Origin of the sequence: Pseudomonas sp. OE 28.3, from assembly GCF_014268205.2 — a bacterium.
Classification (GTDB): domain Bacteria; phylum Pseudomonadota; class Gammaproteobacteria; order Pseudomonadales; family Pseudomonadaceae; genus Aquipseudomonas; species Aquipseudomonas edaphica.
In genome coordinates this window covers 3,083,342-3,109,979 of record NZ_CP077082.1, presented here as the reverse complement: position 1 = coordinate 3,109,979, position 26,638 = coordinate 3,083,342, and the positions used below count along the sequence as shown (strand labels likewise).

Genomic DNA, 26,638 nt, shown 5'->3' with positions numbered 1-26,638 from the left:
ACCATGAGCGAAAGAATCCCAACCGTGGACACCTTTGAGCCCATACACCCAAAGAAGGTGAAGGCCAAATCCAGTGACAACCTGATCCATACCCGCAGCTTCACCGGCGTGTTCCGCACTTTGCGTGTGGGCGGTGCCGCTGTGCTGTTCCTGGCGTTTTTTGGCACCGTGTGGCTGAACTGGTCCGGGCGCCAAGCCGTGCTGTGGGACTTGGCCGAAAGCAAATTCCACATCTTCGGTGCCACCTTCTGGCCCCAGGATTTCATCCTGCTGTCGGCGCTGTTGATCATCTGCGCTTTCGGCCTGTTTGCCATTACCGTATTTGCCGGCCGCGTTTGGTGCGGCTACACCTGCCCGCAAAGCTCGTTCACCTGCCTGTTCATGTGGTGTGAAAAGGTCACCGAAGGTGAACGCAACCAACGCATCAAACTGCAAGCGGCACCCTGGAGTCTCAACAAACTGGCGCGGCGTTCGGCAAAACATACGCTATGGCTGGGTATCAGCGTGCTGACCGGGCTGACGTTTGTCGGCTACTTCACGCCAATCCGCCCGCTGGCCAGTGAGTTGCTGACCTGGCAGATGGGCGGTGTGAGCCTGTTCTGGGTGCTGTTTTTTACCGCAGCCACCTACATCAACGCCGGCTGGCTGCGCGAAGCGGTGTGCATGCACATGTGCCCGTATGCACGTTTTCAGAGCGTGATGTTCGACAAAGACACCCTGACCATTTCCTACGACGCGGCGCGTGGCGAAAGCCGAGGCCCGCGCAAACGCGAGGTGAAACCGGCGCAGGTTGGCCTGGGGGATTGCATCGACTGCCAACTGTGCGTGCAAGTGTGCCCCACCGGCATCGATATCCGCGATGGCCTGCAAATGGAATGCATTGGCTGCGCCGCATGCATCGACGCCTGCGATTCGATCATGGACAAGATGGGCTATGCCCGTGGTCTCGTCAGCTATACCAGCGAACATCAACTGCAAGGTGGCAAAACGCACCTGCTCAGGCCACGCCTGATCGGCTACAGTGCCGTGCTGCTGGTGATGATCGCCGCCTTGGTGGTGGCCTTGATTGAACGACCAATGGTGTCGCTGGACGTGACCAAGGACCGTGGCATGTTCCGTGAAAACAGCCAGGGGCTGATCGAAAACATCTACAGCTTGAAGGTCATCAACAAGACCCAGCAGCGCCAGGATTACCGCCTGGAACTGGTGGACGCCGAGGGCTTCCAGTTGCAAGGCAAGACCCGGCTCAGCCTGGCGCCGGGGGAAATCAGCGATGTGCCGGTGTCGGTGGCGTTGCTGGCCGATAAACCGGCGAGCAGCTCGCAGACCTTGCGCTTCAAGGTTGTGGATGTGGATGAACCGTGGATTTACAGTGCAGCGGACAGTCGCTTTGTGGCGCCGTTGAATCGTTGATATCCAACACACACAGAAGATCAAGTGTGGGAGCTGGCTTGCCTGCGATGGCGCCCGGTCTGGCACGGATGATGTTGAATGTGCCACCGTCATCGCAGGCAAGCCAGCTCCCACATTTTGCCCTGCGAACACTATTGGAACGTTAATCAGGCCCCCATGAAACGCTACGAAAAATTTGCCGACGACATCGCAGAACTGATTCGCTCCGGCGTCCTCGGCCCTGGCCAGCGAGTGCCCTCAGTGCGCTATGCCAGCCAGACCTATGGGGTCAGCCCGTCCACGGTGTTCCAGGCTTACTACCTGCTCGAACGCCGTGGCCTGATTCGTGCGCGGCCGCGCTCCGGCTACTTCGTCAACACTCACGCGCCCAGCCCGTTTTCCGAGCCGGTGGTGAGTGAACAGGTGCACGAGTCCACCGAAGTCGATGTGAGTGAGTTGGTGTTCTCAGTGCTCGACTCCATCAAAGACCCCAACACCGTACCGTTCGGCTCGGCCTTCCCCAGCCCCATGTTGTTCCCGTTGCCACGCCTGGCGCGCTCGTTGGCCAGTGCCGGCCGTGAGATGGACCCGCGCCTGGTGGTCACCGACATGTCGCCGGGCAACCCGCAACTGCGCCGCCAGATCGCCCTGCGCTACATGGTGGGCGGCTTGATGCTGCCGATGGAAGAGCTGCTGATCACCAACGGCGCCCTGGAAGCGCTGAACCTGTGCCTGCAAGCGGTGACCGAGCCGGGCGACCTGGTCGCTATCGAAGCCCCGGCGTTCTATGCCTGCCTGCAAGTGCTCGAACGCCTGAAGCTCAAGGCGGTGGAAATCCCTGTACACCCGCGCGATGGCATCGACCTCAATGCCCTGGCGCAAACCCTTGAGCGCTACCCGATCAAAGCCTGCTGGACCATGACCAGCTTCCAGAACCCCATGGGCGCCACGCTGCCAGAGGCGAAAAAACAGGCGCTGGTGGAGCTGCTGCGCAGCCATCAAGTGCCGATGATCGAGGACGATGTGTACGCCGAGTTGTATTACGGGCAGCACGCGCCAAAACCGGCCAAGGCCTTCGACACTGAAGGGCTGGTGATGCACTGTGGTTCCTTCGCCAAGAGCCTGGCACCTGGCTATCGCGTCGGCTGGGTAGCGGCCGGGCGCTATGCGCAGAAGGTTGAACGCCTGAAGCTGATGACTTCGCTGTGCCCCTCGATGCCGGCCCAGGCGGCGATTGCGGACTACCTGCAACACGGCGGCTATGACCGGCACCTGCGTAAATTGCGCTACGCCCTAGAAGAACAGCAGAGCGCCATGCTGGCCGCCATCGCGCGCTATTTCCCGGCACAGACGCGGGTCAGCCAGCCGGCTGGCGGCTATTTCCTGTGGCTGGAACTGCCGGAGCAAACCGATTCGTTGAAGCTGTTCCAAATGGCCCTGGCCCAGGGCATCAGCATTGCGCCGGGGCCGATTTTTTCGGCGACCCAGCGCTTCAGAAATTGCATTCGCTTGAACTACGGCAGCCCGTGGACCGAGGCATCGGAAACGGCCATGGAAACACTCGGGCGCATTGTGCGGTCCTTCTAGGCTCGGTTGTTGCCTTATCTGACGCCATCGCGGGCAAGCCCGGCTCCCACAGTGAAATGCGTTCCACTGTGGGAGCCGGGCTTGCCCGCGATGGCGCCTTGACTGGCGCTAAAGACTCAACGGCCACCGCCCAAATCCAGAAAAGTGCCAGTGGTATACGAAGCCTTGTCCGACAACAACCAGATAATCGCCTCCGCCACTTCATCCGGGCGCCCGCCACGGGCCATGGGGATGCCGGACTCCAGCTTGCTGACTCGGTCCGGGTCGCCGCTCAGGGCATGGAAGTCGGTAAAGATGTAGCCAGGGCGCACCGCGTTGACACGGATCCCTTCACCCGCCACCTCTTTGGACAGGCCGATGGTGAAGGTGTCCAGCGCGCCCTTGGACGCGGCATAGTCGACATATTCGCCCGGCGAACCCAGGCGCGCGGCTACCGACGACACGTTGACGATGCTGCCGCCCTGCCCGCCATGCCTGGGCGACATGCGCAGCACCGCTTGCTTGGCACACAGGATCGGCCCCAGCACATTGGTCTTCATGATTTTGAGGATGCGGAACTCGGACATTTCATCGACCCGCGACTTATGCCCCACGGTGCCGGCGTTGTTGACCAGGGCCGTCACGCGCCCAAGCTCGGCATCAACACGATTGAACAATGCGATCACTTCATCCTCGATGCTGACATCGGCCCGCACCGCAATGGCCTGTGCACCCAAGGCGCGCACCTGGTCCAGTACACGCTGGGCCGCTGCCTCATCAGACTGGTAGTTGATGCAAATGCGGTAGCCCTGGCGTGCAGCCAGCAAGGCCGTCTCAGCGCCGATACCACGGCTGCCTCCAGTGATAATGACGACTTTGTCCATGCGTGCGGTCTCCTGAATAAACCAACGGTTTAAGGTTGGATCCAAGAATACCCGTCATCCATGGCTTTTGTCAGGCGCCAAGGCGTCTTCGGCGCGCTGGATATCGGCCATGAACCCCTCGGCCGGCAATGGGTGGCCCAGCAAGTAGCCTTGCAGCGCGTTGCACCCCAGCCGGGTGAGGAAACTTTGCTGCACATCGGTCTCCACGCCTTCGGCGACAATGCGCAGCCCTAGCGCCTGGCCGAGGGCGACAATGGCCGAGACGATGGCGGCGTCGTCGCTGTCGTGTTCAAGGTCGCGCACAAACCCGCGGTCGATCTTCAGCTCGTTGGCGGGCAACCGTTTGAGGTACATCAGGCTCGAATAACCGGTGCCGAAGTCGTCTATGGACAGGTCCACGCCCATGTCCGACAGTTGCTGCAGCACCGTCATGCTCGCATCGGCATCGCTCATGGCAGTGGTTTCGGTGATTTCCAGGGTCAGGCTGTTGGCCGGCAAGCGGTGACGCTCCAGCGCCTGCGCGACACTTTTAACCAACCCTGCATGGCAGAACTGCAACGCCGACAGGTTGACTGCAATGCGCCAGTCTTCATAACCCTGCGCGTACCAGACAGCCATCTGGCGGCAAGCCTCGTTGAGCACCCACTCGCCGATGGGAATAATCAACCCGGTTTTTTCCGCCAGCTCGATGAACATCGCCGGCAACAACAGCCCCTGTTGCGGGTGCTCCCAACGCAACAAAGCTTCGGCGCCGACCGCAATACCGCTGAGCGCGTCGAACTTGGGCTGGTAGTACAGGCGGAACTGTTGGTGCTCAACGGCGTTGCGCAGGTCCTGCAACAACTGCAGCTGTTTGCGCGCATTGGTGTTCATCGACACATCAAAGAAGCTGTAACCGTTCTTGCCCATGCCCTTGGCGTGGTACATGGCGGCATCAGCGTTCATCAGCAGTTCCTGAGGGTTAACGCCGTTACCGGGGAACATGGCAATGCCGATGCTCGCGGAGATCTTCAGTTCATGCTCGGCTACCTTGAACGTACGGTTGATCAAGCCAACCTGGCGCTCGGCCAAGCCCATGGCGTCGTCCGGCTGGGTCAACTGCACCAGCAGCACAAACTCATCGCCACCGATGCGCGCCAGGGTGTCCTGGCTGCGCAGGTCCTCACGCAGACGCAAACCCACCTCGCGCAGTAATTGGTCACCCATGTGGTGGCCAAATGCATCATTGACCGGCTTGAAACCGTCCAGGTCGATAAACATCAACGCAAAACAACCACCCTGCTCCCTGACCGCCTGTATGGCTTGTTGAATGCGGTCGGCGAGCAAGGTGCGATTAGGCAGCCCGGTGAGCATGTCATGCAGGGCCAGATGGGTGAGTTCCTGGTTGGCCAGGGTCAGTGAGTCTGCGAGCACGGCGGTGCGGGCTTCAAGCCGGGCGTCGAGCAATGAGGTCAATAACGCGATGATCAAGACCGCCAGCGAAGTGACCAGCACCAGGTTATCCAGGCCCTTGCCACTCAGGCCCGTCAGCGCGGCGCCGCAGAAACTGTTGTCATCAAAACGCGCGGCAGCCATGCCGGTGTAGTGCATACCGACGATCGCAATGCCCATCACCACCGCGGCGCCCCCCCGCGCCAGGCGTACGTAAGGCGTGTTGCGCCGCAAGTTGAAAGCGATCCACAAGGCCGCGCCGGACGCCAGCACGGCGATCAACAATGAGGCGCCAAACAGGGCGGGGTCGTAATCGATGCCCGGGGTCATGCGCATCGCGGCCATGCCGGTGTAGTGCATGCAGGCAATACCAGCCCCCATCACCAACGCGCCAAATGCCAACTGCCAAGCCGGCAGACGTGGCTGGCTGACCAGCCACAGTGCAAAGCCACTGGATAACACGGCGATCAATAACGACAGCGCGGTGATACCCAGGTCAAACCCGAGGGCAAAGGGCAGGCGCAACGCCAGCATGCCGATAAAGTGCATGGACCAAACGCCCACGCCCATGGCCAATGCCCCGCCGGTCATCCACATGTACGCTGCGCGGCCCCTGGCGGTCGCAATACGGCCGGCCAAGTCCAGCGCGGTATAGGACGCCAGGATCGCGACGCACAGGGAGATGACGACCAGAGAGGGGGAATAACTACCGATCAGCATGGGACTTCTCAAGACTGACGGGCCTGAAAACGCCCGTGCCAAGTGGCAAAGCCGGCGATTGTAGCGAGAATAATTATTGTCGGTTTGATTAATTATCACGGGGCCATTAGTGGCATTTTGACGCCAATCTACTGACCTTGAAATGCCACCTGCTTCAGCCCGCTGAGCAGGATCATCTGCTTGAAAATCAGGCCGTGGGCGATTGAACAGGCGCGGGCGGATTTTGATCAGCAATGTGCCGAGGAGTAACAAGTGCGGGCTGTTGTGGCGAGGGTGCTTGCTCCCGCTCGGGTACGCAGCGCCCGCAAGTGTTATGGGGCTGTTGCGCAGCCCAGCGGGAGCAAGCTCCCTCGCCACAGTGACAGTGCCCAGCCTTGATTGGGAAGGTGCTTGAGTTGTTTTTAATAGCTACTCAGTCACTGCTTCTCAGCCAAAGACGTCTGCCCGTCCCAGCCGCCACCCAACGCCGCAATCAACTGCACACTTGCCACCAACCGCGTCTGCAACAGGGTCAAGACCGTGCGCTCATTGCTCAACGCAGTGGCCTGCACCGTCACCACATCCAGGTAGGCGATCAACCCGGCCTTGTACTGATTCTGCGTCAAGCGCAGGGACTCGCGCGCGGCCTCCAGGGCTTCATTGCTGACCACCGCCTCATCTTCCAGCACCTTCAACTGCACCATATAGTTTTCCACTTCGCGGAAACCATCCAGTACGGTCTGGCGGTACTTGGCCACCGTCTCGTCATAAGACGCCACACTACGATCAACCTCAGCCGAACGCTGCCCACCGTCAAACAAGGTCATCGCAAGCTTGGGCCCCACCGACCAGAACCGGTTCGGCAAACTGATCCAATCAGCATAGGTGCTGCTGGAATACCCGCCCGCCAGGCTCAAGGTCAGGTCCGGGTAATAAGCCGCCTTGGCCACACCGATATTCGCGTTGGCCGCAATCACTGAGCGCTCCGCCGACGCAATGTCCGGGCGCCGCTCAAGCAATTGCGATGGCACACTCAGCGGAATCTGCGGCAAGGCAGGTATGTCTTTGCTCACCGCCAGATTGAAGTTGGCCGGCGCTTCGCCGATCAACACTGCGATGGCGTTTTCCAACTGCGCACGCTGCCAGATCAAGTCGATCAAACTGGCCTGGGTCGTCTTCAGTTGGGTCTGTGCCTGAGCAATCGCGGCTTTGTCGGAAACCCCCGCCCGGTACTGGTTTTCAGTCATCTTCAGGGAGCGCTGATAAGTCTCCAGCGTGGCCTGCAGCAAACGTGTCTGCTCGTCCATCACGCGCAGTTGCAGATAGTCCTGCACCAACTCCGACTGCTGGCTCAAACGCATCGCCGCCAGATCCGCGGAACTGGCCTCAGCCGTCGCCTCATTCGCTTCAAGACCACGGCGCAACTTGCCCCACACATCGGCCTCCCAACTCACGCCCAACTGGGTATTGAGCGTGTCACGAATACCACTGCTGGAACTGCTGAGGCTGGCGTTACTGCTGCCGGTGCCCTGACTGGCACGGGTTTTACCGGCACTGAAGTCCACCGTTGGGAAAAACGCCCCGCGTGCGCTGCGCACCTGGGCCTGGGCCTGGCGAAAGCGCGCTTCGGCCTGGGCCACGGTTTGGTTGGAATTGTTAAGGCGCGTGACCAGCTCGTTAAGTTGACGGTCACCGTACAACTCCCACCAGGCGCCACGGGCCAGGGAATCGCTTGGGTTGGCCTGGCGCCAGCCCTGGGCTTCCTTGAACTGCGCGGGTTCGACCACCTCCGGGCGCTTGTAATCCGGGCCGATGGCGCAGGCACTGAGCAAGGCGCCGCACAACAGCATCGTTACCCCCTTCACACCCTTGCCGATACGTGTGGCGTGGCGAGGTCGACTATCTGGGGCCGCTGCGCAGCCCAGCGGGAGCAAGCTCCCTCGCCACAGTGTCTGGGCATTCGTTGAATCGGTCATAGCGCAGTATCCAAGGCAGCATCGGTACGCACGCCACGCCAGGCGTTGAAGCGATGGCGCGCGCGGTCAAGATAAAGGTAAACCACCGGAGTGGTGTAAAGAGTCAGGATCTGGCTGAACACCAGCCCACCGATAATGGTCAGGCCCAGCGGCTGGCGCATTTCGGCGCCATCGCCGGAACCGAGCAGCAACGGCAAGGCGCCGAGGATGGCGGCGAGCGTGGTCATCAAAATCGGCCGCAGGCGCAACAGGCAGGCGCTGCGGATCGACTCCAACGGGCTCATGCCATCGTGGCGCTCCAGCTGCAGCGCCAGGTCAATCATCAGGATCGCATTCTTCTTCACCACGCCGATCAGCAGGAACAGACCGAGCAAGGATATCAGGCTGAATTCACCGCCCAGCAGGTAGATCGACAGCAGCGCGCCGACACCGGCCGACGGCAAGGTCGACAGGATGGTCAGCGGGTGAATATAGCTTTCATACAGAATGCCCAACACCAGGTACACCGCCACCAGCGCGCCAAGAATCATGAACGGCTGGCCCTTCTGGGTCGCCGCAAACGCATCGGCGGTGCCGGCCATCTTGGCGATCACGTCTTCGGGCAAACCGACCTTGGCAATCGCCCGCTCGATAGCGGCCGTGCCCTGCTCCACCGTTACGCCGGGCGACATGTCGAAGGCAATATTTTCCGAGGCAAACTGGCCTTCATGGCTGACACGGTCGTCGGCCAGGCTGTTTTCGTAATGGGCAATGGTCGACAACGGCACCCGCGCGCCCGTGGAGGTGATCACCTGCATCTGGTTCAAGGTGATCGGGTCCTGGGCGTATTTCGGGTTGACCTCCATCACCACCTGATACTGGTTGAGGCTGTCATAGATAGTAGAAATCTGCCGCTGACTGTAGGCGTTGTTCAACACCGAGGTGACCATGCTCATGTCGATGCCCAGGCGCTTGGCCTGGTCGCGGTCGACCACCAGCGTCACCTGCGCCGCACCGCGACCTTCGCGGGCGTCGATGGCGGTCAGCTCCGGTAGCTCGCGCATGGCAGCGACCACTTTCGGGTACCACAAGCGCAACGCAGCCAGGTCGCCGCTTTGCAGGATGTAGGAGTATTGGGCGCTGGTCTGGTCACGGCTGCCACCAAATTGCAGGTCCTGGTCGGCCATCAGGAACAGCCGTCCGCCCGGCACCAGCGGCACTTCCTTGCGCAGACGCTCGATCACTGCCTGGGCCGAGAGCTTGCGTTCGGCAATCGGCTTGAGGCGCACCAGCATCACCGCATTGTTAGTGCCATTGTTGCCACCGATAAAGCCGGCCACGCTGAGCACCGCCGGGTCTTTGAGGACCGCCTTGCGGAAGGTTTCCATTTTTGGCTGCATCACATTGAACGACAGCCCATCATCGCCGCGCACAAAACCGATCAACTGCCCGGTGTCCTGCTGCGGCATGAAGGTTTTCGGCACCACCACGTACAGCGCGATGTTCACGCCCACGGTGATCAACAGGCTCAGCAGGGTCAGGCGGCGATGGCGCAGCACCCAGTCCAGGCTGGTGGCGTAGGCTGCAACCATGCGGTCGTTGACCTTCTGGCTCCAGCGCTGCAAACCGGTCATGTGCCCTTTGACGTGCGGTTTGAGCCAGCGCGCGCAGAGCATCGGGGTCAAGGTCAGCGAGACGATCAGCGACACTATGATCGCCGCCGACAAGGTGATGGAAAACTCACGGAACAGGTTGGTGACGATGCCGCCCATAAACAGGATGGACAGGAACACCGCCACCAACGACACGTTCATCGACAGCAAGGTAAAGCCCACTTCCTGGGCGCCCAGGTACGCCGCCTTCATCGGCGGCACGCCGTCGTCGATATGCCGGGAAATGTTTTCCAGCACCACGATGGCGTCGTCCACCACCAGGCCGGTGGCCAGGATCAACGCCATCAGCGAAAAATTGTTCAACGAAAAACCAAACAGGTACATCACCGCAAAGGTGCCGACCAGCGACACCGGCACCGCCAGGGTCGGGATCAACGAAGCGCGGAAGTTACCCAGGAACAGGTACACCACCAGCACCACCAGGGCCACGGCAATCAGCAGGGTCATCTCGGCTTCATGCAGGGTCGCGGTGATCACCGGCGAACGGTCCATGGCCAGGTTGAGCTTGACGCTGGACGGCAGCACCGCCTGCAACGCCGGCAACTGGGCCTTGATCTGCCGGACGGTCTCGATAATGTTGGCGCCGGACTGGCGGTTGATGACCAGCAGCACCGCCGAATCATTGTTGAAGAAGCCGCTGTTGTAGCGGTCTTCCACGCCATCGCTGATCTTGGCGACATCCCCCAGGCGCAAGGCCGCGCCGTTCTGGTAGCGGATCAGCAGCGGCTCGTAGTCCTTGGCCTTTTCCAGCTGGTCATTGGCCTGGATCTGCCAGTTACGCTCGCTGTCTTCCAGGGAGCCCTTGGGCCGCCGCTGGTTGGCATTGGCGATGGTATTGCGCACATCGTCCAGGGCCACGCCATATTGGTCCAGGGCCTTGGGTTCCAACTCGATGCGCACTGCCGGCAAGGAGCTGCCACCGATCTGCACTTCGCCTACCCCCGGCACCTGGGACAGGCTTTGCGAAAGAATGGTGGAGGCCAGGTCGTACAGTTCGCCCTTTTGCAACACGTCGGAGGTCAGTGACAACACCATGATCGGTGCCTGGGACGGGTTGATCTTCTTGTAGGTCGGCATGCTGCGCATGCCACTGGGCAGCAGGTTGCGCGATGCATTGATGGCCGCCTGCACTTCCCGCGCCGCACCGTTGATATCACGGTCGGAGTCGAATGCCAGAATCACCCGCGTAGAGCCCTGGCTCGACGAACTGCTCATGGTGGTGATGCCGGCAATCGCGCCGAATGAGCGTTCCAGCGGCGTCGCCACGGTAGACGCCATGACCTCGGGGCTGGCGCCGGGCAAACTGGCCGACACCACGATCACCGGGAAGTCGATCTGCGGCAACGGCGACACCGGCAGCAAGTTGAAGCTCACGCCACCGAGCAACATAATCGCCAGGCTCAGCAGCATGGTGGCTACTGGCCGGCGAATGAAAGGTCCGGACAGGTTCATGACTCAGCCGGCTCCAGGCTTTGTGGCTCTTTGCGCCAGCGACGGCCCAGGCGGTCGAAATACAGGTAGATCACCGGCGTAGTGAACAGCGTCAGCACCTGGCTCACCAGCAGGCCGCCGACCATCACCAGGCCCAGCGGTTGGCGCAACTCCGCGCCGGAACCCGTGGCCAGCATCAATGGCACCGCACCAAACAAGGCGGCCAGGGTGGTCATCAAAATCGGCCGAAAACGCAGCAACGCCGCCTGATAAATTGCCGTTTGCGGGTCCAGACCCTGGTTGCGTTCGGCGTCGAGGGCAAAGTCGATCATCATTATCGCGTTCTTTTTGACGATACCGATCAGCAGGATAATGCCGATGATCGCGATCATGCCCAGGTCATTGCCACTGAGCAGCAACGCGAGCAAGGCGCCGACTGCGGCGGATGGCAACGTGGAGAGAATCGTGATCGGGTGAATGTAACTCTCATACAACACGCCGAGCACGATGTACATGGTCACCACCGCCGCCAGGATCAGCAGCAAAGTGCTCGACAGCGAGGCTTCGAACGCCTGGGCCGCGCCCTGGAACTGGGTCTGCACGCCCACCGGCATGCCGATGTCCTTCTGGGTCTGGTTGATCAGCTCCACGCCTTTGCCCAGCGCGACGCCAGGGGCCAGGTTGAACGACATCATCACCGCCGGGAATTGGCCGATATGCGCGATTGCCAGTTGCGCCTGACGCTGCTCCACATGCGCCAGGCTCGACAACCGCACCTGGCCGCCGTCGGTGGTTTTCACATGGATCTGGTTGAGTGCCGCCGGCCCCAGGGTTTCACCGGACTGGGCCTGCAATACCACACGGTACTGGCTGGCCTGGGTGTAGATGGTGGAAATCTGCCGCTGGCCGAAGGCGTCATAGAGTGCGTCGGTGATGGTTGACACACTCACGCCCAGCCGCGAGGCGGCGTCACGGTCGATCACCAGGAACACTTGCAGGCCCTTGTCCTGCAGGTCGCTGGCCACATCGGTGAGTTCCGGCAACTGGCGCAAGGCGTGCACCAGCTTGTCGCTCCACAGCGCCAGCAGGTCGGCGTCCGGCGAGGACATGCTGAACTGGTACTGGGTGCGGCTCACGCGGTCTTCAATGGTCAGGTCCTGCACCGGCTGCATGAACAGGCGAATGCCCACCAGCTTGTCGATCTGCGGTTGCAGGCGCGTGATGACCTGGGCCGCGCTCACGTCGCGCAGGCCGTGGGCCTTGAGGTTGATCAGCAAACGGCCGCTATTGAGAGTGGCGTTATCACCATCCACACCGATATAGGACGACAGGCTTTCAACCGATGGGTCGGCCAGGATCACCTTGGCCAATTCCTGCTGGCGCTGGCTCATGGCGGCAAACGAAATCGACTGCGGTGCTTCCGATATGCCCTGGATCACCCCGGTATCCTGTACCGGGAAAAAGCCCTTGGGCACCACCAGGTACAGCACCACGGTTAGGCCCAAGGTGGCGATGGCCACCAGCAGGGTCAGCGGCTGGTGCTTGAGCACCCACTGCAATTTGCGCCCGTAGGCTTCGATCAACCAATCGATCCAGGCGCCGCTGGCCTTGTAGAAACGACCTTGTTCTTCTTCCTTGGGTTCGCGCTTGAGCAAGCGCGCGCACATCATCGGCGTCAGGGTCAGGGACACCACCAGGGAAATCAGGATCGCCACCGCCAGGGTGATGGCAAATTCGCGGAACAGCCGCCCGACCACATCGGCCATGAACAGCAGCGGAATGAGTACCGCGATCAGCGACAGGGTCAGGGAAATCAGGGTGAACCCGATTTGCTTGGCGCCCTTGAGCGCCGCCGCCATGGGCGTCTCGCCTTCCTCGATGTAGCGCGAGATGTTCTCCAGCATCACGATGGCATCGTCCACCACAAACCCGGTGGCGATGGTCAGGGCCATCAGCGTCAGGTTGTTGATGGAGAAGCCTGCCAGGTACATCACGCCAAAGGTGCCCACCAGCGACAGCGGCACGGCGATCGACGGAATGATCGTGGCACTGACCCGGCGCAGGAACAGGAACGTCACCATCACCACCAGGGCAATGGCGATCAGCAATTCGTGCTGTACGTCTTTCACCGAGGCCCGAATGGTCTGGGTACGGTCGGTAAGCACCGTCACATCCAGGCCCGCCGGCAGGTTATCGGTGATGCTCGGCAGCAGCGCCTTGATACGGTCCACTACCTCGATCACGTTGGCGCCGGGCTGGCGCTGGATGTTGAGCAGCACGGCCTGGTTTTCATTGGCCCAGGCAGCGAGGCGCTCGTTTTCGGCGCCGTCGACGATCTGTGCCACGTCTTTGAGGCGCAGCGGCGCGCCATTGTTGTAGGCCAATATGAGTTCGGCGTATTGCTCGGGCGAGACCAACTGGTCGTTGGCATCGAGCATCGATACCCGTGTGGGGCCGTCAAAGTTACCCTTGGGCTGGTTGACGTTGGAGGCGGCGATCAGGGTGCGCACGTCCGACAGGTTCAAGCCGTTGGCCGCCAGGGCCTCGGGGTTGACCTTGATGCGCACGGCCTGGCGCTGGCCACCGGCGATGCTGACCATGCCGACGCCGCTGATCTGTGCAATTTTTTGCGCCATGCGCGTGTCAACCAAGTCGTTGAGCTTGGGCAGCAGCATGGTCTTGGAGGTAATTGCCAGGGTCAGCACCGGGGTGTCTGCCGGGTTGACCTTGTTGTACACCGGCGGCGCCGGCAAATCCTTGGGCAACAGGTTGGTCGCGGCGTTGATCGCGGCCTGCACCTGTTGCTCGGCGACATCCATATTGATGTCGAGGTTAAAGCGCAGGGTCAGCACCGAGGCGCCGCCCGAACTGGTGGACGCCATCTGGGTGAGGCCGGGCATTTGCCCGAACTGACGCTCCAGCGGCGCAGTGACCGCGCTGGTCATCACGTCCGGGCTGGCGCCGGGGTACAGGGTCATCACCCGGATCGTCGGGTAATCCACCTGGGGCAAGGCCGAGACTGGCAACAAACGGTAAGAAATGATGCCGGCCAGGACAATGGCCAGCATGCTCAGCGTGGTGGCAACCGGGCGAAGGATAAACAGTCGCGACAGGTTCATGAACCGACCTTTTGCGCCTTGCCGGCGTTAGCGCCGGTCTCCCCTTTTGCCGCAGGCTTGCCTTGCAGGTGTTCGGTCGGCGTGGTCGGCACTTCGCTGCTGGCGTTGACCACTTCAATGTCGCTGCCGTCCTTGAGGCGGTCGGTGCCTTCCAGCACCACGCGATCACCGGCCACCAGGCCTTCCTTGATGACGGTGTTGTCGCCGTCGGTATCGCCGACCACCAAGGGTTGCATCTTGACCTTCTTGTCGCCATCGAGCTTGTAGACGAAGGTGCCGCTGTTGCCGAACTGGATCGCGGCGGACGGTGCCAGCACCACGTTGTGCAAGGTGTCGGCCAGCAGGTGCACATTGACGAACTGGTTGGGGAACAGCGCCTGGTCCTTGTTATCGAAACGGCCCTTGAATTTGAGCGTGCCGGTGGTCACGTCGATCTGGTTGTCCAGGCTCTGCAGCACGCCGAGCGCCTGCTGCTTCACATCTCCACGGTCCCAGGCTTCCACGGGCAGCTTGTTGCCGGCGTGGTAACGGGTGAGCACAGTGTCGAGGGTGTTTTCCGGCAGGGTGAAGACCACGCTGATCGGCTGGGTCTGGGTGATCACCGCCAGAAAGGTGGTGTCATTGGCCGCCACCAGGTTGCCGACGTCAACCTGACGCAGGCCGACGCGGCCGCTGATCGGCGCGCGGATCCTGGTGAATTCGAGGTTAAGCTTGGCGTCGTCTACCGCGCCCTGGTTGGTCTTGACCGTGCCTTGGTACTGCATGACCAGGGCTTCGGCGGTGTCCAGGGTCTGTTTGGCGATACTGTCCTGGGCATACAGGTCACGGTAACGTTGCACGTCAACCTGGGCGTTTTTCAGTTGGGCCTGGTTCTGCAAGAGCGTGCCTTGGGCCTGGAGCAAGGCGTTCTGGTAGCTACGCGGGTCGATCTCCGCGAGCAGGTCGCCTGCCTTGACCATCTGACCCTCTTCAAACGCGATCTTGACCAGCTCACCGCCCACCCGGCTGCGTACATTAATGGTGTTGAGCGCGGTCACCGTGCCCAAGGCCTTGTAGTACACCGGGAACTCGCCCAGTACCGCTGGCGCCACGCGCACCGGGATCGGGCCGGTGGAACCCCCGAAACCTGGGCGCGCCATCCCCGTCTTGCCGGTATGCCCGGCCGGTTTCTGCGCGCTGGCATCTGTATGGCCTGCGGGCCAGAATTTCCAGCACAGGCCGGCGATAACCAACAGCACGAGCAGGCCGAACAGCCAGCGGCGGGAATTGCGGGGGGAGGATTGCATGGAGTGATCAACCATTGGGCGCGAGAGCTTCTTCTTTGGGAGGCTGAAAGATAAGCACTGGGGCGCATTAAGAAAAGCGCCTTTACCGGCTATTTACCTTGGATTACAACTTTTAACTTCTGAGCTTAGTCCGTTGGCTATTTCGCTAAGCGTTTGAGCCGCAAATAAAAACGGCCTGGACTAGGCCAGGCCGCAATCTTGCATCAAGCGTGCTACTGCAAAATGACAGTAATGCGCCGAAACAGTTACTTCAAAACAGCCAGGGCTGCTTCGTAGTTTGGCTCTTGGCCGATTTCAGGCACCAGTTCGCTGTGCAGCACGTTGTTGTTTTCGTCCAGTACCACCACGGCACGGGCGGTCAGGCCTTGCAGCGGGCCATCGGCCAGGGATACGCCGTAGTCTACGGCGAAGTCGGCGTTGCGAAAGTCCGACAGGCTCAGCACGTTGTCCAGGCCTTCGGTGCCGCAGAAGCGCTTCTGGGCAAACGGCAGGTCAGAGGAGATGCACAGTACAACGGTGTTGCTCACGTCGTTGGCCTGGGCGTTGAATTTGCGTACCGAAGTGGCACAGGTCGGGGTGTCGACGCTTGGGAAGATGTTCAGCACTTTGCGCTTGCCGGCGAACGTTTCCAGGGTCGCCTCTGACAGGTCGACGGCGACAAGATTGAATTCTGGAGCGGTGGAACCGGTTTTCGGCAATTCGCCTTCAACCTGGACAGGGTTACCACGAAGGGTGACTTGAGCCATGAACGGAATCCTTATGCTGGGTTTTGGTTAAACGAATTCGAGAGGCCGAAGTTAACCACAAAGTGCAGTGACTACCTACCACCGGACACAAATTGTCATGCCCCGCAGGTGTGGTTTAATTGCGCGTTTTTTGCCCGCCCTTCAAGGATCTGCTTTAGATGAATCAGCCCGCCACCAAAGTCCTGGTCATAGGTTATGTCTGGCCGGAGCCCCGCTCCTCAGCCGCCGGCGGGCATATGATGCAGATTCTGCAGAGCTTCCTGGACCAGGGTTGGGACATTACCTTCAGCAGCCCGGCGACTATTGGTGAACACAAGGCCGACTTGCCTGCCCTGGGCATCGCCGAGTGCGCCATCGAGCTCAACAACAGCAGCTTCGACGATTTTATCCGCGCGTTAGCCCCGGATATCGTGTTGTTCGACCGTTTTATGATGGAAGAGCAGTTCGGCTGGCGTGTGGAGCAATGCTGCCCCGATGCCCTGCGCGTGCTTGAAACCTCCGATTTGCAAAGCCTGCGCGATGCGCGCCATCAGCGTTTCAAGGCCCACCTCAAGGCTCACCCCGACAGTGACGACTTCAGCGCACTGTTCAAGCCGGCCCTGCAGGAAGCGTTCCAGTGGATGGCCGACACCGACCTCGCCAAGCGCGAGATCGCCGCCATTTACCGCTGTGATATCAGCCTGATGATTTCCGATGTGGAAATCCGCCTGCTCACCGAACAATTCAAGGTGCCGGCCGCCCTGCTCCACTGGTGCCCATTGATGCTGGAACCACCGGTTGAAGCCTTTGCGCCGTTTGAAGACCGCGCGCACTTCCTGAGCATCGGCAATTTCCGCCACGCGCCCAATTGGGATGCGGTGCTGTGGATGAAGAGCAGTTTGTGGCCGTTGATCCGCCAGCAACTGCCGGGCGCACAGCTGCATATCTACGGTGCCTACACGCCCCCCAAGGCCACCGCCCTGCACAACCCGGCGCAGGGTTTTCACGTGATGAATTGGGCTGAAGATGCGCTGCAGGTCATGGCCGCGGCCCGTATCTGCCTGGCGCCACTGCGTTTCGGCGCCGGCATCAAGGGCAAACTGATGGATGCCATGCTCTGCGGCACGCCAAACATCACCACGCCGATTGGCGCCGAGGCCATGGGCGACGATCAGCCATGGCCCGGTACCATCGAGCAAAGTGCCGAGGCCCTGGCCGCTGCCGCCGTGGCGCTGTATCAAGACCGCGAGCGTTGGACCCAGGCCCAGGAAGACGGCCGCCGATTGCTGGCTCGGCGCTACGACCAGAGCCTGCATGGCCCCGCCCTGGTGGCTTGCCTGGAACACTGCCGCAGCCGCCTCGCCGCCCATCGCCGGGACAACTTCACCGGCAGCATGCTGCGTCACCATGCGCATAAAAGTACCCAGTACATGTCGCAGTGGATCGAGGCAAAAAACCGCAGCGTATAAAGGATGACGCTAGCGAGGTTGCGCGCAAGGGGGCATTATCCTGTGCAGCAACCACAATAAAGCGACGGCAGCATGACCCGAGCAATGCGCATTACCGACCCTTCCTACGAGTTGATGGACGATCACAACGGTCTGTCCATCATCTATCGCCAGCATGGTTTCCCCTGCCCGTTGGTGCGCTGGCACTTCCACAAGGAATACGAGCTGCACCTGATCGTCGCCAGCTCGGGCAAAGTGTTTATCGGCGACTACATCGGTAACTTCTACCCCGAAAGCCTATTCCTTACCGGCCCCAACCTGCCCCACAACTGGATCAGCCAGGTGGAGGAAGACGAGGTGGTGCCCAAGCGCGACATGCTGGTGAATTTCACCGACGAACTGTTTGAACAGGGCAGCCCCGTGTTTGCCGAACTCAAGACGCTGGCGCCGATGCTGGAACGGGCGCAGTACGGCATCGAGTTCCGTTGCAAAAAAACCATCGCCCAAGCCATGACCTTGATGCAGCGCATCGAAGACGCCCAAGGTATAGCGCGCCTGGGGCACTTCTTTATTCTGCTGGAGGTGTTGAGCGCCTGTGAGGATTACCAGCTGCTGTCCGGCGGGACGACACCGCAAGTGGCCGACGAGCACAGCATTGATCGCACCAACCGCGCGGTGGACTATATCTTTGCCCACTACGCCCGCGAATTGTCGCTGGAGGAAGTGGCGCAGTACCTGGGGATGAAGCCGACGTATTTCTCACGGGTGTTTAAACAAGCCACTGGGCGCACGTTTATAGAGTTTGTTAACCGGCTACGCATCAGCAAATCTTGCGAGCTGCTGGCCGATGGCGACAAAGCCGTGACGGATGTGTGCTTTGAATCGGGTTTTAACAATATTTCCAACTTCAACCGGCGTTTTCAGCAGCTCAAGGGCATGACGCCGTCCCATTACCGACGTCTGGCGGTGCAACGGCTCACGGATCAGAACCTGACGCCGATAGGCGCTTAGCACTTCAATTCGAGGGCAGCAGGCCTTAATGGGCCATTTGCTGAGATACGCCTCCCGCCCGTCTCGTTTAAATCCCGCAATACAAGGGGCGGAACACATTCCTTCTCGCGACCAACAAGCTACCAGCCCGCAGCCTGACTGCTTGCTCACCCAACGTCGCCAAATCGGAATGCCCCATGAGAAGTTACCTGACGCACTCACCCCTGACCTTTGCTGCCCACCCCCCAAGCCCATCCCCTGCGCCCGTTGAGGGGCAACCGAATAACGCGCGGACACGGCGCAGCACATCGGCTGACGTAATCTCCCTGGAAGTACAAAAAGCCGCCCAGACCTTGGTACGCCAGGCGGACGCCGACCTGGCCGGAAAATTCGCCACCGCCTTGATGGAACAGGTCAATTCAAATAGCACAGGCCGCCAGCAGCCCATCGCCTCCGGGGTAGTCTCTGCTATTCCCGCCAACTCCACGTTCGGACAACTCTGGGCACAGCTTACTCACACACTCAAGAGCGAGCCGTTTGCCACGTTTGCAAAAAATAACCACATTGATCTTTCAAACCTGAAAGTGACGCCCAGCGGCTGGCTGGATTGCACCGTTAACGGCAAGCGCAGGACCTTTTCCAATTACGAAACAGGCTTTGAGCAAGCCACTGTCGACGTTTTGATCGCTGCCCGCAAACTGAGCCCTGACAACAAGTCGTTTGTATACGTAGACGAACACAGCTCCACTACGCGTGCTGTCGGTAATTTTTACGGCGTACAGGTTCCCAATACAAAAGCCGCGACGCTCGCGGATATCCGTCAATTGCAGGAGAACATGAGGTTCCCCTCCGTGTTTTCTCCTGACGCCAACGCACCACGCCCCCGTCGACACGAATACCGGCACGCCAGGCAAATGCAGGACGAAGCAGAGCAGGACCTCGCACTTCAGATGGTTCGGGAGCCGGGGAAATTTCCTCCCCAGCAGGGTCAAGCTGGCATTCCTCAGCTCGCGCCGCCAAACCCTGCGCAACCGGCCACAACGCCGGCGCAAACGCCAACCGCCACCACTGACCCGGTGGCCGCCATTGCGCGCCGACAGTTTGCCGGTGAGCCCAATGTTTACTCGGTGGTCGCGCGCGCGCTAAGCGATAGGATAAAGGAGGTGGCCCCCGCACTGGACGTCGACGTCAACCAGATCTCTATTGAAACGCCCGATCCGGACACCCCTGGTGCATTCAAGCGAACACAATTAATGGCACGTGTCTTCGACTACTTGACGGGTGGGGAGGCCCCGCGCTTCACAGGCACCGATAGAGCTTTTGACACACGTCCTGATCTGCTGGCACGGACGGGCAACTCTGCCGACACCCCGCTCGATCTGGATTTGTCAGCGTTGAGCAGTATCATAAATGCATTGCCGGCTCGACTGAACCACTACTACGAAACGGCCATGGGTGAATATTGGGATAAGCCGGCCTTCGCTGGAGGCACTGATGCGGGTGCTGCCTTTACCGGCAGCCACAGGGCATTGGTTAGTCGAATTCTGCGAAGCAACTTGCAACTGGCCAGTCTGAAACAACCCGGCCTGGATGATGAGCAGCGCAAGACCATAGACATGGTCGCAAGACATCCCGAAGAAGCCACACGCCCCGCCCCAACTGACCCCAACTCATCAGGGGCCACCGTCTATAGCCTGGTCGGTACAGCGCCAAAGATGGTGATTCATCGCTACTTGGCGAACATAAATCGCGACATTCTTCTATTAGTGGAGCCCAGCGGGAAAATCACCCCGTTTAAGAGCTGGGATGAACTCAACGGCTTGGGTGCTCTGAATGACAGGCTGACCGGCAATATGTTCAGCGCCCAGGCCGACATCATCATCGATCAGCACCTGGGCGACAGTTTGTCTGCGCCTTCAACGCCCTCAGGCACAGACGACTCGACGAAGGAGACCATCCCTCTGCCCGACTGGATGAGCAAAGCCGGCGAAGCCGAACGTTTTGTCATGCATGAACTCAGCCTGGGATTGGCAAGCACTCACCAAACTAACCAAGGCCGCAGCTACAACAGCGGCATTGAGGACATTCGCAGTTTTGCGCAGCATCGATTTGACAGCCTGCCCGAAAACCAAAAGCTGACGGCGCACGCGGCCGCCAACCTTGAGGTGGTCTTCAAAGTGCCTTATGGAACGCTGAACTCCGGCTTCATTGACCGGCAAACCATGAGCCTGACGGACATGCTCCTCAATAACTTATCGGGGCTGCCTAATGGCCGGATAGAAGTCTTTTTCAAGACAGGGCTCAAAGATGAGAACGGTGCAGAAATAAAAGTCAGAGTGCCCACACTGGAAAAAGAAGGTGTGCTCAAGCAGCTCGTTGACGAGCTCGATATTGGCAAAACCTATACGGATTTGCTCAAAAAACAATTGCTCGACGACCCCAGCGAAAAAGCGCAGCGCCAGTCACTTTTCGCTCAGCAAGTGCCGCTCGAACTACAGTTCAAAGCCCTGGAACTGAGCATCAAGGGAGCGTCCGGTTTCAACGCAACAGGTTTCAGGTACATCCAGGAAGTGTTCAAGCCTGGCCTTGGCCCCAGGGTCGTTGATGGCAAGGAAATCGTCATCCGACCGCTGGCGTTTGATAATCAAGCCAATGGAAAGCCCGATGGGGTGGAAGGTGCCTATCTGATCGAACCCAAAGACACTACGACCGGCCCGCATATTCTGTATAGGCCGCTGATCAGCGATGCTCCGCTGCTGCAATTTCCAACCCGCCAGGCACTGCTGGAAGCCATACAGAACAAAGGCAAGCTGCAAAATGACATCCTCGCCTGGCTCCCGGATGAAAACACTCGAAAACTCTACAGCGGCGACGGTTTCAAGCATCCCAACCTGGTGATATTCGGTTTGAACCTGGGGTCCGTTCCCCTTAACAAGGCCCACCCTCTGGCCATCGATACCCGACTGCAGCAAACGTTACAGGAGGGAAAATTGCTGGAGCATCTGTACGAGGCCAATGCCCGGAACTTGATCACCCTGGCTGAGCACCAATCAACAACAGACGCTCAAAGCCGGTGGGCATCCCTCAAGGAGGGTGGTTTCCTGCTGCTCAATTCAGTGCTGCCTGTGCTGCGCGGCCCCGGCGCCATACTCGGCTTGATGATGCAGGCTCAAGGCATTATCAGCGACTTGGGCATCCTGCTCGACGATGACGCACAAAAGAAACAAGCAGCCCTGACCGATCTGCTGGTCAACCTGGCAACGTTGTTTATCCACTTCAAGGCACGCTCATTGTCGGAGCCCTCTTCCGTTACGTCGACAAGCCCGGCAACCGGCGCCAGCGTGATGGTAGATGAAGCAGTACCGCTCACCCCGCCCCTACAGCGCTTTCGGATGGGGGGGCCGCTGGAAAGGATCATACCTGTGGACGGGGAAATCCAGACCAACGTAGACACTTACAATCGTAAAGGCCAGGAAGTGAAGCGGCTGAATATCATTGGTCATGCCGCTAAGCCTGAGGGAGAGCAATCAGCGGTGATTGTCGCTGAAGGTGAACAAGTCTATACGGCTGAAAAACTCGATAATGAACTCTTTGGGCGGGGCATTAATATTCGAGATTACCCGGAAGTTCGCTTGCTGGTGTGCTACTCCGCCAAAGGGGGTGACAACTCTCTGGCGGCACAACTGCACTCGCTCACTGGCGTCCCGGTAAAGGGATATGAAGGCACAGTCGACGTAGGGTATATATCTGGTGTAGGCGTGGACCCGGAAGATATATACAAAACAGCCCTTGAAAAACTCAGAACCCAGCGTCCAGAATTTTCTGAAGCCGCCAGGAAAGAACTGGCAGAGATAGCGCTGAACAACCAATTAAGAGACATTGATATTTTTAACCATGTGGAAAAGAAGAGTGGTAAAAAAGTAAAAGTAAACTGGGGAACGATTCAAAATCCAATCTATGAAGAGGTGTCAGTCGACTACCGTCCCAAGCGCTTCGGACCGTCAAAGACCCGAACAATTGCGGGCACTGCAGAGGTTCAAGACACCTCAAAAGAACTGCATAACATGGGTGAATATAAAGCCTTCAAGGCGTTGCCCGAGGCTGACAAACTGAAAAACAGCATTGCTTTTACGATCTCGGAAGACGGTCAGTATGAGTACTTTCTGGACCGGACAGTGGGCAGCACGGAAATCAGACTAAACATCATCGGGCATGGTGATAAAGGCGGCGCTACATTCAAAAGCGATCTGAAAGGCGCAGCGTCCCACTCGCCTGAAGCATTTGCAAAATTGATTGCCCCCATGCTGAAAAAGACCGGGGCTACCCATATCAGGATGATCAGTTGCAAATCAGGCAGCACCGGCTTTTCGGAAGAACTCTCAAAACGCTTGAACGTGCCCGTCAAAGCGCCTGTGGGCACCGTCACTCAATTTGAAGTCATGAAAGACAGGTACTGGATTCTGGAGAAATTCCCGAACCCACGTCGCCCGCACGATCATGAGTGGAAGACATTTACACCTGCCACACCGGCCTAGTAGACCTCAACGCGCCAGTCCCCACTTATGCCAAGCCGTTGAATCACCCGGTTCAAGCCCCTGGTGGTTCAGCGGCTGACCAGGCCGGGCGTTGCTGAAAGGTTTCATGCAATCGATTGCCGAGTGCAAAAAAGTATCAGCTCAAGTGTGCCCAAGGATTTGTCACACGCCCATTTCAAGGCTGTAATCAACGCACACTCTTCCTGACACCTTGTGGGAAGACACAACAACAATAACTGTCATTCTGTAGCCCTCTGGGCACGGAAATGGAGTGCGCGATGAAGTTCACAGCAAAAGCACTGCTTGTCTCCACCTGCATGACCACCTGCATGACCCTCAGCGCCGTCAGCTTTGGCGCGCAAACCCTGACCATTGCCACCGTCAACAACAGCGACATGATCCGCATGCAGAAGCTCTCGAAAACCTTCGAGACCGAGCACCCGGACATCAAGCTGAACTGGGTGGTGCTTGAAGAAAACGTACTGCGCCAACGCCTGACCACCGACATCGCCACCCAGGGCGGCCAGTTTGACGTGTTGACCATCGGCATGTACGAAGCTGCACTGTGGGGCGCCAAGGGTTGGTTGGAGCCGATGAAAGACCTGCCGGCGTCCTACGACCTCGACGACGTGTTCCCTTCGGTGCGTGACGGCTTGTCGGTCAAAGGCTCGTTGTATGCCCTGCCGTTCTACGCCGAAAGCTCGATCACCTACTACCGCACCGACCTGTTCAAGGGCGCCGGGCTGAGCATGCCCGAGCACCCGACCTGGACTCAGATCGGTGAATTCGCCGCCAAACTCACCGACAAGAGCAAAGAGCAATACGGCCTGTGCCTGCGTGGCAAAGCCGGTTGGGGTGAGAACATGGCGCTGATCACCACCCTGGCCAACGGCTACGGCGCGCGCTGGTTCGATGAAAAATGGCAACCGGAATTCAACGGTCCGGAATGGAAGGACGCGTTGAACTTCTACGTCGACAACATGAAGAAATCCGGCCCGCCGGGTGCTTCCAGCAACGGTTTCAACGAAAACCTCGCGCTGTTCAACAGTGGCAAGTGCGCGATCTGGGTGGACGCCAGCGTGGCCGGTTCGTTCGTCACCGACAAGTCTCAGAGCAAAGTCGCTGACAGTGTCGGCTTCACCTTCGCGCCGCACGAGAAGACCGACAAGGGCACCTCGTGGCTGTACTCCTGGAGCCTGGCCATCCCGACCAGTTCCAAAGCCAAGGATGCCGCCAAGGTGTTCACCACCTGGGCAACGTCCAAGGAATACGGCGAACTGGTAGCCAAGACCGACGGCATCGCCAACGTACCGCCTGGCACGCGCAAATCGACCTACAGCGACGAATACCTCAAAGCCGCACCGTTTGCCAAGGTGACCCTCGAATCGCTGAAAGTCGCTGACCCGACCAAACCGACGCTCAAGCCGGTGCCGTATATCGGTATCCAGTTGGTGACCATTCCTGAATTCCAGGCGATTGGTACCCAGGTCGGCAAGTTCTTCTCGGGCGCGCTGACCGGTCAGCAAACGGTGGACCAAGCCTTGACCGCCGCGCAGACCACCACCGAGCGTGAGATGAAGCGGGCGGGTTATCCCAAATAACTCAGCATCACCGCGATAAATGCTTTGTGTGGGAGCTGGCTTGCCTGCGATGCGGGCGACTCGGTCTGTCAGCCAGACCGATGTGATGCCATCGCAGGCAAGCCAGCTCCCACATTGAGCGCGCTCCGATTCTAGTTTTGCATGCCCCCGACTGGTCTTGATCCTAATGAATACAACACCCAAAAACCGCCTGGCCAACCCCGGCTGGTTCCTTGTCAGCCCCTCGGTGGCCATGCTGCTGCTGTGGATGATCGTGCCACTGGGCATGACCCTGTACTTTTCGCTGATCCGCTACAACCTGCTCTACCCTGGCGAAAACCAATTCGTGGGGTTGGAAAACTTCACCTACTTCATCACCGACTCGGGCTTCCTGCCTGGCGCCACCAACACCCTGTTACTGGTGGGCAGCGTGTTGCTGATCAGCGTGGTGTTCGGCGTGTTGATCAGCGCGTTGCTGGAGGCCAGTGAGTTCCTGGGCCGCGGCATCGTGCGGGTGATGCTGATTTCGCCGTTCTTCATCATGCCCACCGTCGGTGCGCTGATCTGGAAGAACCTGATTTTCCACCCGGTGTCGGGGATTCTCGCCGCCGTGTGGAAGCTGTTCGGCGCCGAACCCGTGGACTGGCTGGCGCACTACCCATTGCTGTCGATCATCATCATTGTGTCGTGGCAGTGGCTGCCCTTCGCCATCCTGCTGCTGATGACCGCCATGCAGTCCCTCGACCAGGAACAAAAGGAAGCCGCGCGCCTGGACGGTGCCGGCGCCATCGCGATCTTCTGGCACCTGACCCTGCCCCACCTGGCCCGCCCGATTGCCGTGGTGGTGATGATCGAAACGATCTTTTTGCTCTCGGTCTTCGCCGAAATCTTCACCACCACCAACGGTGGCCCCGGCTACGCCTCGACCAACCTCGCCTACCTGATCTACAACCAGGCGCTGGTGCAGTTCGACGTGGGCATGGCCTCGGCCGGCGGCTTGATTGCCGTGGTCATCGCCAATATCGCGGCGATCATCCTGGTGCGGATGATCGGCAAAAACCTGACTGACAAGCCTTGAGGGCCGCGCCATGACGCTTCAACAATCCCGCCGCCTGCAAAGCCTGCTGCTCGGCACGTTGGCCTGGGCCATCGCAATCCTGATTTTCTTCCCGATCTTCTGGATGGTGCTGACCAGCTTCAAGACCGAAATCGACGCGTTCGCCACGCCGCCGCAGTTCATCTTCACGCCGACGCTGGAGAACTACCTGCACATCAACGAGCGCAGCAACTACTTCGCCTACGCCTGGAACTCGGTGGTGATCTCGTTCAGCGCCACCGCCCTGTGCCTGCTGATCTCGGTGCCGGCCGCCTACTCCATGGCGTTCTATGAAACCAAACGCACCAAGGGCACCTTGCTGTGGATGCTGTCCACCAAAATGCTGCCGCCAGTGGGCGTTTTGATGCCGATCTACCTGCTGGCCAAGAGCCTTGGCCTGCTGGATACGCGCATTGCGCTGATCATCATCTACACCCTGATCAACCTGCCGATTGTGGTGTGGATGGTGTACACCTACTTCAAGGACATCCCCAAGGACATCCTCGAAGCCGCGCGCCTGGACGGCGCCACCCTGTGGCAGGAAATGGTCCGCGTGCTGCTGCCGATCGCCAAGGGCGGCCTGGCCTCTACCGTGCTGCTGTCGCTGATCCTGTGCTGGAACGAGGCGTTCTGGTCGCTGAACCTGACCTCCTCGAATGCCGCGCCGTTGACAGCGCTGATCGCCTCTTACTCCAGCCCCGAAGGTTTGTTCTGGGCCAAATTGTCCGCCGTTTCGACCCTCGCCTGTGCGCCGATCCTGATCTTTGGCTGGATCAGCCAAAAACAGCTGGTGCGTGGCTTGTCCTTCGGCGCAGTTAAATAATAATT

General features: G+C 59.6%; 15 protein-coding genes. 8 read left to right on the top strand and 7 right to left on the bottom strand.

The window, feature by feature from the left end:
- The first annotated feature begins 3 nt into the window (after positions 1–3).
- Positions 4–1,413, top strand: coding sequence for a cytochrome c oxidase accessory protein CcoG (gene ccoG, locus HU759_RS14040; RefSeq protein ID WP_186618099.1), 1,410 nt, complete (start codon positions 4–6; stop codon positions 1,411–1,413).
- Positions 1,414–1,569: 156 nt separating this feature from the next.
- Entirely contained in the window at positions 1,570–2,979 is a 1,410-nt protein-coding gene (gene mapR, locus HU759_RS14035) for a GntR family transcriptional regulator MpaR (RefSeq protein WP_170038425.1), read from the top strand.
- A 116-nt stretch (positions 2,980–3,095) separates the two neighbouring features.
- On the opposite strand, the gene HU759_RS14030 is transcribed toward mapR, so the two are convergent.
- The 7 genes from HU759_RS14030 to tpx all read right to left on the bottom strand — a co-directional run bounded on the left by HU759_RS14030 (position 3,096) and on the right by tpx (position 16,182).
- A complete protein-coding gene (locus HU759_RS14030; protein WP_017135063.1) occupies positions 3,096–3,842 on the bottom strand; it encodes an SDR family oxidoreductase in 747 nt (248 codons plus the stop codon).
- Between the two features lie 54 nt (positions 3,843–3,896).
- Positions 3,897–5,993 carry an EAL domain-containing protein gene (locus HU759_RS14025; RefSeq protein ID WP_170038427.1) on the bottom strand — a complete coding sequence of 699 codons (2,097 nt, stop codon included), beginning with the start codon at positions 5,991–5,993 and terminating at the stop codon, positions 3,897–3,899.
- 416 nt (positions 5,994–6,409) lie between these two features.
- The gene (locus HU759_RS14020) at positions 6,410–7,822 is read right to left on the bottom strand and encodes an efflux transporter outer membrane subunit (RefSeq protein ID WP_050547726.1); all 1,413 of its coding nucleotides are present in this window, start codon (positions 7,820–7,822) and stop codon (positions 6,410–6,412) included.
- Between the two features lie 122 nt (positions 7,823–7,944).
- Positions 7,945–11,052 carry an efflux RND transporter permease subunit gene (locus HU759_RS14015; RefSeq protein ID WP_099548270.1) on the bottom strand — a complete coding sequence of 1,036 codons (3,108 nt, stop codon included), beginning with the start codon at positions 11,050–11,052 and terminating at the stop codon, positions 7,945–7,947.
- Complete coding sequence (locus HU759_RS14010) at positions 11,049–14,150, bottom strand: MdtB/MuxB family multidrug efflux RND transporter permease subunit (protein WP_017135060.1); 3,102 nt, start codon at positions 14,148–14,150, stop codon at positions 11,049–11,051. Before HU759_RS14010 ends, HU759_RS14015 begins: the two co-directional genes overlap by 4 nt.
- Complete coding sequence (locus tag HU759_RS14005; protein ID WP_170038429.1) at positions 14,147–15,451, bottom strand: MdtA/MuxA family multidrug efflux RND transporter periplasmic adaptor subunit; 1,305 nt, start codon at positions 15,449–15,451, stop codon at positions 14,147–14,149. Before HU759_RS14005 ends, HU759_RS14010 begins: the two co-directional genes overlap by 4 nt.
- 230 nt (positions 15,452–15,681) lie before the next feature.
- Positions 15,682–16,182 carry a thiol peroxidase gene (gene tpx, locus HU759_RS14000; protein WP_017135058.1) on the bottom strand — a complete coding sequence of 167 codons (501 nt, stop codon included), beginning with the start codon at positions 16,180–16,182 and terminating at the stop codon, positions 15,682–15,684.
- A gap of 158 nt (positions 16,183–16,340) precedes the next feature.
- Here tpx and HU759_RS13995 point away from each other — a divergent pair, with 158 nt between their 5' ends.
- The 6 genes from HU759_RS13995 (at position 16,341) to HU759_RS13970 (ending at position 26,633) form a co-directional block, all read left to right on the top strand.
- Positions 16,341–17,630, top strand: a complete 1,290-nt coding sequence (locus tag HU759_RS13995) for a glycosyltransferase (protein WP_170038431.1) — start codon at positions 16,341–16,343, stop codon at positions 17,628–17,630.
- Between the two features lie 72 nt (positions 17,631–17,702).
- Complete coding sequence (locus HU759_RS13990) at positions 17,703–18,620, top strand: AraC family transcriptional regulator (RefSeq protein ID WP_099548264.1); 918 nt, start codon at positions 17,703–17,705, stop codon at positions 18,618–18,620.
- A 176-nt stretch (positions 18,621–18,796) separates the two neighbouring features.
- Positions 18,797–23,134: a DUF6543 domain-containing protein gene (locus tag HU759_RS13985; RefSeq protein WP_186618098.1), complete on the top strand. Its 4,338-nt coding sequence runs from the start codon at positions 18,797–18,799 to the stop codon at positions 23,132–23,134.
- 278 nt (positions 23,135–23,412) lie between these two features.
- Positions 23,413–24,735 (top strand): sugar ABC transporter substrate-binding protein, encoded by a 1,323-nt coding sequence (locus HU759_RS13980; RefSeq protein ID WP_065931666.1) that lies wholly within the window; start codon positions 23,413–23,415, stop codon positions 24,733–24,735.
- A gap of 166 nt (positions 24,736–24,901) precedes the next feature.
- Complete coding sequence (locus HU759_RS13975) at positions 24,902–25,792, top strand: sugar ABC transporter permease (RefSeq protein ID WP_017135054.1); 891 nt, start codon at positions 24,902–24,904, stop codon at positions 25,790–25,792.
- Between the two features lie 10 nt (positions 25,793–25,802).
- Entirely contained in the window at positions 25,803–26,633 is an 831-nt protein-coding gene (locus HU759_RS13970) for a carbohydrate ABC transporter permease (protein WP_056859282.1), read from the top strand.
- The last annotated feature ends 5 nt before the right edge of the window (positions 26,634–26,638 follow it).

Bases quoted from the DNA above. Each gene is read 5' to 3' on its own strand.
- HU759_RS14025 (WP_170038427.1), bottom strand. From the start codon at position 5,993: ATGCTGATCGGTAGTTATTCCCCCTCTCTGGTCGTCATCTCCCTGTGC.
- tpx (WP_017135058.1), bottom strand. From the start codon at position 16,182: ATGGCTCAAGTCACCCTTCGTGGTAACCCTGTCCAGGTTGAAGGCGAA.
- HU759_RS13995 (WP_170038431.1), top strand. From the start codon at position 16,341: ATGAATCAGCCCGCCACCAAAGTCCTGGTCATAGGTTATGTCTGGCCG.
- HU759_RS14010 (WP_017135060.1), bottom strand. From the start codon at position 14,150: ATGAACCTGTCGCGACTGTTTATCCTTCGCCCGGTTGCCACCACGCTG.
- ccoG (WP_186618099.1), top strand. From the start codon at position 4: ATGAGCGAAAGAATCCCAACCGTGGACACCTTTGAGCCCATACACCCA.
- HU759_RS13970 (WP_056859282.1), top strand. From the start codon at position 25,803: ATGACGCTTCAACAATCCCGCCGCCTGCAAAGCCTGCTGCTCGGCACG.
- HU759_RS14015 (WP_099548270.1), bottom strand. From the start codon at position 11,052: ATGAACCTGTCCGGACCTTTCATTCGCCGGCCAGTAGCCACCATGCTG.
- HU759_RS14020 (WP_050547726.1), bottom strand. From the start codon at position 7,822: ATGCTGTTGTGCGGCGCCTTGCTCAGTGCCTGCGCCATCGGCCCGGAT.
- mapR (WP_170038425.1), top strand. From the start codon at position 1,570: ATGAAACGCTACGAAAAATTTGCCGACGACATCGCAGAACTGATTCGC.
- HU759_RS13990 (WP_099548264.1), top strand. From the start codon at position 17,703: ATGACCCGAGCAATGCGCATTACCGACCCTTCCTACGAGTTGATGGAC.
- HU759_RS13985 (WP_186618098.1), top strand. From the start codon at position 18,797: ATGAGAAGTTACCTGACGCACTCACCCCTGACCTTTGCTGCCCACCCC.
- HU759_RS13975 (WP_017135054.1), top strand. From the start codon at position 24,902: ATGAATACAACACCCAAAAACCGCCTGGCCAACCCCGGCTGGTTCCTT.
- HU759_RS14030 (WP_017135063.1), bottom strand. From the start codon at position 3,842: ATGGACAAAGTCGTCATTATCACTGGAGGCAGCCGTGGTATCGGCGCT.
- HU759_RS14005 (WP_170038429.1), bottom strand. From the start codon at position 15,451: ATGGTTGATCACTCCATGCAATCCTCCCCCCGCAATTCCCGCCGCTGG.
- HU759_RS13980 (WP_065931666.1), top strand. From the start codon at position 23,413: ATGAAGTTCACAGCAAAAGCACTGCTTGTCTCCACCTGCATGACCACC.